The following is an 11,653-nucleotide window of genomic DNA, read 5'->3' on the forward strand; positions in this document are numbered from 1 at the left end:
CATGCGCGTGCCCGAGTATAAGCGCCAGTTGGAAGTAAACGAGCTGCCTGCGGTGCGGCAAACCATCAATACTGCCGATTATCATTTTGTGGGGGCCACACAAACGGCGTTGGCAGAGCAGGCTGCGGAGGCTGGGCAACAGGGTGTGCAATGGTTGGCACACATACAGGCCAAACAATTGCAAGAGGCGAATGCCACCCGCGTGCAGGATGCGCAGAACCAAACCCAGCATACCATTAACAATTTATTGTACGGTAACGACGGGGTATTACTTAAACAGGGTGCGGAGGCGTTTCAACCGTTACAGAATAATAAACCGGCTGCCAGCAATGCTTTGACAGCATTGGATGCACATATTACCGCGCAAACGGCCAATTTAGGTAATGATGAACAGCGGCAAATGTATCTGCACTGGGCGCAAGCCGCTCGCGAGCATGTCGGCGGATTGTTGCAGCAGCACGAAGGCCAGCAGTTGCGGGTATATCAACGCGGTGTCGCACAAGCCGCAATTGCTGCCAATCAGCAGACTATGCGTTTGAATTATAACGATCCAGGCTTGTTACAAGGTGGGGTGGCCGCTATTCAGCAGGCCAGTATTAAACTAGCGCAATTGGAAGGCTATCCCGATGAGTATGGATTGACGCAAGCACTTAAACACAGCGCTGCTGGCTTAAGCGATGCTGTGCAGGCGGCTTTACAGCACAGTGATACTGACACTGCCAACGCACTATTGCAACAGTTTGGCGAGCATATGGACAGCGATACGCTGTTACACAATACACAATTAGTCACTAAAAACACCGATAGACAAACCGCTGTCAGGGTGGCCGGGCAGGTAATGTCCCATCTGGCACCACGTCTACAAAATTCGGATGCCTTACGGTTACAAAACTTGGCCTTGGGGGCGCAGCCCACCGCCACAGATGCCAATCATTTTCAGCAACTGCTTAAACAGTTTAAGGGGGATGTGACACAAACCTTGGCGGCTTGGCATGCGGGATCCGAGCTAACCCAACAAGCCATGCAGCAAGCCGGAAAACCAGCGGGCGATTGGCTGGCTCAGCTGCCAGCCAATATTCAACAGTCGGTTAACAGCCAACTACAAGCGTTTACGCGTGGTGGTGGGCAAGTTAATCCACCCAGCCAGGCCCAAGCCCAGGCGTTAGCATTGGCGCAATTGGGAGATACTGCCAGCCCTAGCTTGCGTAAACAGGTATTGGCCGAAGTGGATAGTCAGTTTCAGTTGCAAAGCCAAGCTTTAAAACAACAACAGTTACAGGGCAAGGCAACGGCGCTTAAAGCTTTGCTGGATAACGGCGGACGTTATGCGGCATTACCCAGTGAGGTGTTGGCAGGCATTGCGCCTAAAGATGTGGATAAGGTGTTGAGTTTTGCGCGTGGTATTGCACAAGGTACGCCAGTAGCTACCGATTGGGGTTTGTATTATCGCTTGCATAGTCAGCCCGATAATTTGAAAACGACCAACTTAATGGCCGTGCGTGATCGTTTAAATTCGCGTGAATATCAACAATTGCAAACTCAACAACAACGCTTATTAAAAGGCCAGGCAGCCAGTAACCAGCCAGTACAGGATGTGTTAAACCAGTTTATGCGCGAAGCGGGTATTAATCCGCATCCACAACCTACCGATGTACAAGGTTTGCGTACGGTAGGGCATATAAACTCCGCTTTTCTGCAAAGGCTAACCGCAGCAGAACAGCAACACGGCAAGCCTTTAAGTTTTGACGAGCAGCAAAGCTTGGCGGCGCATCTGTTTACCAAGGTGGGTGTTAAAGGTTTATTGTCGGCTAGTCAAGATAAGCCAGCCGTATTGGTAGACAGTCGGCAGGATAAGGTATTGGTACCTACTGCTGATCGCCAGCAAATTATACAGGCTTTGCAATACCTGCATCCGCAGGCAGGCATCAATGAAGACGACATTTTTTATCAGTATTTACAACAGAAAGGTTTATTGAAATGACGCAGACTAATCCTTATTTGACCCGTTTGCAGGCAGAACAGGCAGCGGCAATTCGGCAAACCTTACAAACCGTTGTGGACAATAAGCCCGATCAGGAAGGCAATAATCAGCGTTTGGCCAGTCAGTATCAATTGCCGGTTGAAGCGGTAAAACTGGATACAGAAACCTTACAGAGGCGTGCCAGTCTGGATACAGTGGATTATCAGCATCTGGTGCAGCATTTGCCAGCCACCAGTCACTTATTAACTCAACCGCAGCAGGCGGCTATTGCCCATGATGATATAGCCAATCTATCCGCTATGGAGCAGGCATTGCAGTTTGCCAAGCAAAGTGGCAAGGCGCTGTTGTCCGGTGTGTATGGCTTTTCTGAAGGTGTGGCTGGGCAGGCGGAAGCCGGGGCTGATTTGTTAAGTCATTACGTGACTGCGCCTTTGGCGGGTAGCGTCTTGCCAGTGGATATAGCACAACCAGTGGCCGCTGCCTTTCGGCAAATTCGCCAATCACAAAGCGCTTGGCGACAGTACCTGACACCGCCTGCGCAGGGTAATTTGGCCTCTGGCTATTACGCAGGCTTACAATCACTTTCGCAAAATCTATTGACGTTGCCGTTAGCGGTGGCGACGGATAATCCACAACTTGCCTTAAACAGCATGGCTTTAACCACGGGTGGTCAGGCCTATGGCCGCGCTAGGGATCAGGGTTTGGCTGCGCCGCAAGCCGCTGTTTATGGCGCTGCCGATGCCGCCATTGAATATGCTACTGAACAAACGCCCATGGGCTTGTTATTTAAAGACTTAAAAGCCAGTGCGCCATTATTTAAAGTATTAACCCGGCAAATTGCCAGCGAGATTCCGGGTGAGCAGGCCGCCACAGTTTTACAGGATATGAACGAATGGGCGGTGTTGCACCCTGAACAGACTTTAGATGATTATCTGGCTGCACGTCCAGATGCGGCCCTGCAAACTTTGGTGGCAACCGTGGTCGGTACTGGCGGGCAAACGGGTTTATTGCACGGTGTGCAAGCACTGGTTAATCGTCAGCGTAGCCAGACCGACAGCGCCGAGCAACAGGCGCTGAATTTGCAGGCGATAAATCACTTAGCGGCTGCCAGTAAGGTGTTACAGCGTAATCCACAAACTTTGCAAAATTTTGTGGAGAATGCGCTGGCTGAAGGGGCGGTGCAGCATGTGTATATTGATGCTGAGGCTTTGCAGGCAGTGGCGGCTGAACAGCCGCAATTAGCCAGCATGCCTGAAGTGCAGCAACAATTGCCCACGGCTTTGGCCGCAGGCGGCGAGGTGAGTGTACCCATTGCCCAATATGTGCGACAAATTGCACCGCAGGTGTATGCACAGCGTTTGTTGGATCATGTCAGACTGGAGGGTGAAGTGTTTAATCGTGCCGACGCTCGGCACTATCAGGAGTTGCATGCTCAACAGTTACAGGCAGAAATTAGCGATATGCTGCATGCTCAACACAGCAATAACGAGAGTCAATTGGCTATGCAAGCGGTTAAAGATAGCGTGTTTAACCAATTGCAACAGGTCGGCCGGTTTTCTGAGGCTGTGCATGACAATTATGCCACTTTGCTCGCGCATTTTTATCATGTGCAGGGGCAAAAGCTGGGTATAAGTGGTGAAGAGTTGTTTAGACACTATCCACTGCAAATTGCCGGGCCCGAGGCTGAACATGAGCAGGCTCAGGATTGGCAACAAAAGCCGTTGAAGACTGATGATAGCCTTGCAGAAACGCCATCCACATCGCCCATTACAGACAATCAACTGACTGCAAAACAGTCGGAATCAATCCCAGATAATTCGCCAAAACAGACAGCCAGTATGGTGAGTGATGATACATCCGCTGATGTTTTACAACAAAAGCCTCAGGCTGGTACTCATCAGGCATGGCAGCAAGACCCAGTTTATACGCATGAACCTAATACTGAAAAAGCCACTGGCCAAGGGCGTGGCTCGTTCAATCCGGCTACGCGCACCATTACGCTGAATGAAAACGCCGATCTTTCCACATTCTTACACGAATCGGCGCATTTATTTTTGGAAATGCAAGTGGATATGACCTGGCGCATACTGGATCAGGAAGCGGAAAATCAATCGTTGCAAGATTATGCGGCATCCCTGTTTCAAGGCCCACGTAAAAAGTCGGATAAAGCCGATAACGGCGAGCTGCTGATGTATCCCATGTCAGACGATGAGGCGGTGAGTCGTGAATTTGATGATTTTTATAATAAACATCATGTATATTTGCGTACCCGTGATGATATGCCGCCTGGGGAGTTTGCCACCAAAACCAAGTTGATGATTGATGGTAAACGTTTATTGGCGACTGATGTGGTAAAAACCCCGGCGCAGGCTGCGCAAGCCATGTCGTATATGTCACGCTTTCCGGTAGAACGTTTTGAAGCGCTGGTGACCAACAAAGATGGCGTACCGCTGGCTATTGTGGGTGCTTTTAAAGGCACGCGCTATTTAACACCCGCCTGGCCAGAGACACTAGCCGCCGAGGCGTTCCGGATTGAAGGCGCTACCGATATCTGGTTTTCGCACAATCATCCCGGTGATGGTAATACCTTTAGTTTGGCTGATCGCGTGTTGAATCGTAAATTGGCTAATGTATTTCGAGGTAGTGAAATTACTGCGCACGGGTTTTTATTAATCGGCACCAAGTCTGGTAGCGGTCGTTATTGGATGTTTGAACCCACCCCGGCCGAGGGTGATGAGGCCAAAGCCTTGCCGGATATACAACCCAATGATAAACATGGTGTTACCAAAAAACCGCAGGCTATCCGCCATGTGCCGGTATTGGAACGCATGATGATGGATGAAAGTGCGTTGACTAAAGTGAATATTTACCCACCTTATTCCACCAGTGATGCTCAATATATCGCTAAAAAACGCACTGGGGTGTTATTGCTGGATGCTGGTGGCCGACCTAAAGCCTTTGTGCCAATCAAGTCGGAAGACGTGGAAGTGTTGCGAACGGCTGGACGATTGGATAGCTGGCACCGGGTGTTATCTATGGTTAACCCAGATCGGGCAATCATTGTTAATCAAGGCGATTTAACGGATGCGGCTATCCATAATTTGGTTGGATTTTTTACTACCTTGAGTGTGGTGGTATCCGATGTGCTGGATATCGGTAAAAAACAGATTAATTCGCGTCGCGAAGCCAATGTGGATTTTAGCAATAAGCTGGGCTTTATGCAGGCCATGCCTGGTGAGCCGCTGGCAGATGCGGGTACAGATTCTGAACCCGATATAGATGCAGATAGCGAGCAGGATTTGTCGCTTTCCAGCAAGCAGCAGATTCTGGCCGATACGCGTATTCTGTTAGACTGGTTTGGGGTGGAAAGTCTGCAAGCCTGGCAACAACTGGATTTTGAACAAAAGCGCGTTTATCACGAAAAATTTGCAGAAAGTTTTGAAGCTTATTTGTTCGCCGGTAAGGCACCTAATCTGGCTTTACAGAGCGTGTTTGAACGCTTTAGAGCCTGGTTGCTGAAAATCTATCGTTCCTTACGCTCGTTAAACTCACAGTTAACTAAAGAAGTGCGTTCTGTGTTTGACCGCATGTTAGCCAGTAGTGAAGAAATCCGGCTGGCAGAACAAGTACGTGCTATGCGTCCGTTGTTTAAAACGGCGAAGGCGGCGGGCATGAGCGCCATTGAGTTTGCTGAGTATCAGGCTTTACAGCAGGCAGCCAATAGTGCCGCCAATCGCAGTTTGCAAGGTAAAGCTTTACGCGATATGCAATGGTTACAAAATGCTGGGCGCGGTACTTTACGCAGTTTACAACAGCGTCACAGTGGCTTGCGCCGCCAGATACGTAAACAAATGCGTGCGCAGGTGAAGGACATGCCGGTGTACCGGGCTTGGGATATTTTAACCGCGAAAAATTCCGACGTAAAACTGGATGCTAAAGGCTTGGCAGCATTGTCTTTAACAGTTGAGCAACAGGCGCACTTAAGCCGTTTGGGTATGGTTGCACACGATGCCGAGTGGCCAATAGAGGCCGTTGCAGAATGGTATGATTATGAGTCTGCTATAGAACTAGTGATGGCCTTGCTACAAGCCGAAGCACCCAATCAGGCTATTCGCCGCTTAACTGATCAATACCTGTTGGAACATTACGCTGAACTCGGTACACCGCAAGCGTTGAAAAGTGCTGTGCAAGCGGCATTGCATAACGAAGTACGTGCTAAATTACTGGCTATGGAAGCGGATGCCTTGGCCATAGCCGCCGATGATATGCGCGTTTCCGTAGATACTCTGCAAGCTTATGCACGGCGTATGCTGAGTGGCTTAAGCCTGGGTAATGTGCGTCATCAACACTTTTTACATGCCGAAGCTAGCTGTGCAGCGGATTGTGTGCAAGCTTTGCAAGAAGAAAATCCACTTCAGGCTTCGCGTAGCAAACGCCAGCAATTAATTAATTTTTATGCAACACGCCAGGCTTTACAGCTAGAATCTGAAATAGCCACTGGTTTGGAATATAGTCAGAAATTTATCCAAGGTAACCACAAATTACCTATCAGAGAGTTTATGCTGATGTCTGGTTTACTGGATAAGTTTTATTTGTCCGGCAACAATAACAGTTTTAATGAAGTTAGTTTTGCGGAAAGTATGACCGAATGGCTGGCTATTCAGGCACAATTAGGCATACAAGTAGTGTTACCCACGCGTATTATTGCCGGTAAAGGTATACCCTATTTGCAAATGCATTATGACCAGTTTACAGAATTACTGGATACGCTGAAACAGATAGAGCATTTGGCCGCCTTGCCGCAGCGGGTATTAACCGGTAATGGCCAGCACAGCTTTAAGTCGCTGGTTAAACCCATGTTGCGCAGCATACAGCAACATGCCGAGACAAAACAAAATTACGAACCGACCGGCCTGATATTTTTGCAGGGCTACAATGCTCTGGCAACCCGCGCTGCCTATTGGGTAGATTATCTGGGGGGTGGCAAGCAGCAGGGACCAGTGTGGGATTATCTGATAAGGCCCGCTATCGATAGTGCTATTTTTGAAAACAGTTTTAGGGCGCAGACCTTTTTCAAGCTGGCGGGTTTTATGGAAATGCTGTTACCTGAAGATGCCACAAGAGCTGAACAATTTTTTCCGCATATCCAGCGCAGCTTAAACCGGGAAATGTGCCTCACTATCGCTTTATACACAGCAAATCAAGGCAGTATACAACGCTTATTAGGTGGCGAAAAATGGCAGCCTGCCGACTTGACATCGATACTGGCGACCCTGCACGCCGAAGATTGGCAAATCATTCAACAAATTTGGGATGTGTTTGCTGATTTGCGTCCACAAATTGCTGAACAACAGCAGAAAATTTTAGGTATGGCACCACACTGGCTTACCCCCTATGCACGTAGTCTTTCTGTGAATAATCGTCAGGGTCAGCCGGTTGAGGTGGTGTTACGCGGTGGCTTTTATCCGCTGCGATATGATGCACTGGGATTGGGCAGTCAGGAAACGCCGCATATCTCTACCGCTACGCGCTTATGTTTTATCAATCCCTACGATGCCCCGGTGCTATTTGGGCGCTTGGGCTATTCGCTATCCGGTATGTTTAGTGGTGCGGCGGATATTATTCGTGACCTCGCATGGCAGGAAAATATACTGGATATACAGAAGTTTGGGCATAATGACTCGTTAATGGCCAATATTATGGTCGGCTTTAATCCACGGCCGGTGGTTGATTTATTAGCCTGGGTAACCGATTTAAGCGCGGTTAACCGCGAGGTTGATAATGCCGAAACCGCAATGGCCAAGTTTAAACTCAGTCCAGTAATGGCGGGTTTAAGTGTTAAAGTGTTAAATGCGGCCAGCAATGCCTTAGGCTTTGACAAAGTAGTTTCAGAGTTACAGCCAAAGTGGTTGGCGAGCGGTATAGGCCGCTATTTGGGCAACCCGTTTGGCAGTGTCGAGTTTGTTAACGATATTTCCAAGTTTATGCGCTATCGCAATGGTAAGCGGCTTAGCGATTTGGACGTGCTGCGCCAACGCATGGAAACACAGGGTGGCTCTAGTGTGACAGAGTTGCTTGCCGATATTGTCATGATACGCGCCCGGCAAGTGGCAGAAATGTGTTGCTGGTTAAGTGTTTACGAACAAACCTCGATGCAGGGTGATGTGGAATATGACGCCATCCTGGCTGCAGATCAAAAAGTAGCCAGTTTGTTACTGGGTGCTGAGTCGGATAGCTTGTGGGTGTTGGCGCGTGCAGAACCGCTGGCAGGTTTGTTTAAACAATTGTACCGTTATGCCAGCATCAGTTTTACACAAGGGAAAACAGCGCATCCCAGCGAGGCAAGTCGAGCTGAACAAGTGATAGATTATGTGTTGCAACAAGCAGTACCGTTGGTGCTGGGGCAGGCTTTGCTGAGCCGTTTGCCTGTCAATGGCGATAATATTTTTAGCCTAGCCACCCACGCTGTCGCGCAAGGTGTGGAAGCGCAATTACCCTTGTTGATGCTGACTCAGGAATTTATCGGACGTCTAAACACGCAAGGCGGTAATCTGGATAAGGCTTTAAGCCGAGGCGAGTTTTTGCATGGTATGGGAGAAGACACTGGTTTGTCGCCCTGGCTTGAGCAGCTGACGCATTATAGCGATTTTGATCAGGCTTTGTGGCAACAAGCAGAAAAACAGGTGGCGGGGGCGGAAGGTACAAAAAGAGCGTTTCGTAACACGGCTATTAAATATGGATGGTGGCATTTATTATGAGCCTATCAATAAAAAAACGCCTCTATTGATGGTTGATTTGGCAAACAGTTTGAAGGGCAAAAATGATTAACAAATTTTGTTGCCAAAAATATGAGTGCGGGATAATATTGAATAATAAAATGAAATGTTTTTTTTGGATGCTTAAGTCGCTTAAACGTCTGAAACTGATCGTTTTATAAAATGAATATTATAATTAAAGCATATGTTAACCGTTAGATAAAAAGGTAAGAATATGGCACTCACTCTCGAAGAAAAAAATGCATGTGAATATCTAGTAAGCCAAATTAAAAGCCGTTACCTGAGTAATGGTTTTGCTAATAATATAGGTTTATGTTCAATGGATCTTAATGTTCCTAGTACAAAATGCAAAGATGCAGCAAGTTATTTTAGAGGGATGGGGGATAATCTAATAGTTGAAGGAAGCAGCGATAAAAAGCATATTAAGATTTATGTGGTAACGCGCAAAGGCGTAATTAAGCTAAATCTTACCGGGCATGTTATGAACGGAAAAATTGATTTGACCATGAAAGGTGGCAGTGGTAAAGCGGGTGAAGCCGTGTTTAATGTTCACATTGATTTTAAAGGCGAAAGTGAATCTATGAAAAAGCAACGTCTTGAAATTTCTCAATATCAATCAACTAAAAAGACTCCAATTGTTAAGCCTGTTCCCGTTAAACCGGTGTCTACCAACATGTTTGCATTGTTGAATATGGATGAGGATGATAGTGAGGATGATTAAAAAAATAATCTAACTCCTCATCAGTTACAGAAAATTTAATGCTTAGTCATCAAAGTCATCGTTCTGGCATAGATTGCCGGAATTTAGCCAGTTAGGTATTCTGGGCAAGTAGCGGTAAGATAGGTATCGGTTACCTGTTTGCGTATGCTGAATAGATAAAGCCTCTGCGCCTGACTGGTCGCCAAAGGAATGATGGGGCGTTTATAGTACTCCCGTCGGCCAAAAAATCCGTTCAAGATAGAGTTAACGGCTCAGGAAACCTAAGGAGAGATGAGAGGATGAAATTGTACTTAAGGCGAGTAGAATCAGTGTCGCTATTGGCGTTTCTGCAAGCGGGATGCAGCCTGTTTGGCTCTGATAATCCACCCGAACCAGTGGTTGAAATCCCGGTACATAAGGAGCAGGCGCAGGAACAGAATAAAGAGCCGATGATTATGCATCAGGTGCGTAGTGGTGAAACTCTGGCTTGTATTGCCAAATGGTATACGGGCAGTGAGAACCAGTGGTTGGCTATTTCCGCTTACAATTCAGACGTAAACTGTAAAAATCTAAAGGAGAATGATGTTATCAAGATTCCCCTGGATATTGCCACCAGCCATAAAGAACCCCCTAGCGACTCTTTAGGCTCTCAGTGTTTGCAGCACAAGAAACATGTTCGCATCAAGACACCTGCTTTAATGCCTTCGCCATCAATAGAGACTTTTGCACCCAAATAATATTGGCAAACTTCGAAAAACCACCTTTCGACAAGGCTCCCCTGAGCAAAGTCGAAGCACAAAAGCCAGGTTCTTCGAGGTTCGCATCGGTTGGATTCAATTCAATCAGGAAAAATATGGCAGATTATTGGGGTGTACTGCGCTTAGATCGTCGCTTTGCTTGAATAACTGATATTCCTGATGCTGTTGAGGCGGCAGTGACAGTGGATCAATAGTCAAATGCAAGCGGTAGGCCAAAACTACGTAGTGCGTGCTTATGCCTGGAGCGTGGGCAAAGTTAGTGTCGTATAGATGAGTAAAGGCACCGATAAGCTGGCCTTTGTCGATGGTTAATGTCATTCCAAGTTCTGTTGCAGTGATACGTTGGAAAGCCTGTTCCAAGGATTCACCTTTAAAAATACGTCCACCGGGCACAAACCAGTAGCCAGCAGCCGGTTCGTTGACCCGCTTACCCATCAGAATAGCATTGTCAGCATTGCTTACCACCAAATCGATAGATACCAACGGGGTAAGGTTAACCACTTCGAGAAAATCATCTTTGTTGAGCATAAAATTTGGAATAATAAATTGAGTGAAGACAACAGTTGTCGCGGCTGTGAACACGGGAAAGATAAGCATTCACAGGTTAAGATAAAAAACCGATTTATGTATTAGTTTTGCTGGTATTTGTGAATGATGAGCCATCTTTTGTGCTTAAACACAGCTGACCACATTTTAACCCAGAAAATAAAGAAGACTATAGTTACAAGCTAAACATGCACCAGCGAAACAAAAATGCATATCAAAACCCTGACTCGATATTGCCATTGTCAGCGTTGGTGCATGGGGTTTTTCGAAACCCAGTAACGCATTAAAACAAGGCTAGCTAATTACATAGGCATCTGGGATAAATGCTCCTTCAGTTTGGTGGCGACCAGATTGTCGTAATGACGTTTCAATACGGAATCGGTTGGGCGCGGAAATAAGGTGACTTCAATCTCCTGTTGTAAATGGGTCAGATACTGATTCTCAAACATTGAATCCGCCGATAAATCGGCCTCTGATATCGACACTGTGCGATCGACAGGTTGATCATTTTTAGCTAGTAATGACGCAGAGCCACTTTGTGGCCAAAACACACAAATAGCGACGAATGCAACCATGACAAATACCATAAGTACTTCAATCATTTTGACACCTCACATCAACTGAAAAATTACCAGGCAAGCGTTTTTGCAAATATCACATAGTCACTGCTTGGTATTTACTATTCAGCAAGTTACATACCAATTGTTATTTTTAATAACATGATGATTATATTGATTTTTTATAAATTTGGCTGAGAGCCAAAATTGGGGATATGCACCAATTTGTTGTTTTTTGCACAAATTAATAGGGTTGTCTACTTTAAGGAACATGTGGTGAAATTAGGCTTTTGCGTTTATTTTTACACAATATACGGAGTGTACCTCACCGCAGC

Annotated in this window: 6 protein-coding genes; 4 read left to right on the top strand and 2 right to left on the bottom strand. The window is 46.9% G+C overall.

Annotation, left to right across the window (positions count from 1 at the left end):
- Nucleotide 1 precedes the first annotated feature (1 nt).
- The 4 genes from ABH008_RS11125 to ABH008_RS11140 all read left to right on the top strand — a co-directional run bounded on the left by ABH008_RS11125 (nucleotide 2) and on the right by ABH008_RS11140 (nucleotide 10,194).
- On the top strand, nucleotides 2-1,981 hold the full coding sequence (locus tag ABH008_RS11125; protein WP_347989922.1) for a hypothetical protein: 1,980 nt from the start codon (nucleotides 2-4) through the stop codon (nucleotides 1,979-1,981).
- Nucleotides 1,978-8,739: a JAB domain-containing protein gene (locus tag ABH008_RS11130; RefSeq protein WP_347989923.1), complete on the top strand. Its 6,762-nt coding sequence runs from the start codon at nucleotides 1,978-1,980 to the stop codon at nucleotides 8,737-8,739. Before ABH008_RS11125 ends, ABH008_RS11130 begins: the two co-directional genes overlap by 4 nt.
- 232 nt (nucleotides 8,740-8,971) lie before the next feature.
- A complete protein-coding gene (locus ABH008_RS11135; RefSeq protein WP_347989924.1) occupies nucleotides 8,972-9,478 on the top strand; it encodes a hypothetical protein in 507 nt (168 codons plus the stop codon).
- Nucleotides 9,479-9,756: 278 nt separating this feature from the next.
- Entirely contained in the window at nucleotides 9,757-10,194 is a 438-nt protein-coding gene (locus ABH008_RS11140) for a LysM domain-containing protein (protein ID WP_347989925.1), read from the top strand.
- Between the two features lie 105 nt (nucleotides 10,195-10,299).
- Here ABH008_RS11140 and ABH008_RS11145 read toward each other — a convergent pair whose 3' ends face one another.
- Nucleotides 10,300-10,743, bottom strand: coding sequence for a GDP-mannose mannosyl hydrolase (locus ABH008_RS11145; RefSeq protein WP_347989926.1), 444 nt, complete (start codon nucleotides 10,741-10,743; stop codon nucleotides 10,300-10,302).
- Nucleotides 10,744-11,063: 320 nt separating this feature from the next.
- Nucleotides 11,064-11,363, bottom strand: a complete 300-nt coding sequence (locus tag ABH008_RS11150) for a hypothetical protein (RefSeq protein ID WP_347989927.1) — start codon at nucleotides 11,361-11,363, stop codon at nucleotides 11,064-11,066.
- Nucleotides 11,364-11,653 lie beyond the last annotated feature (290 nt).

Origin of the sequence: Methylomonas sp. AM2-LC, assembly GCF_039904985.1 — a bacterium.
Lineage (GTDB): Bacteria > Pseudomonadota > Gammaproteobacteria > Methylococcales > Methylomonadaceae > Methylomonas.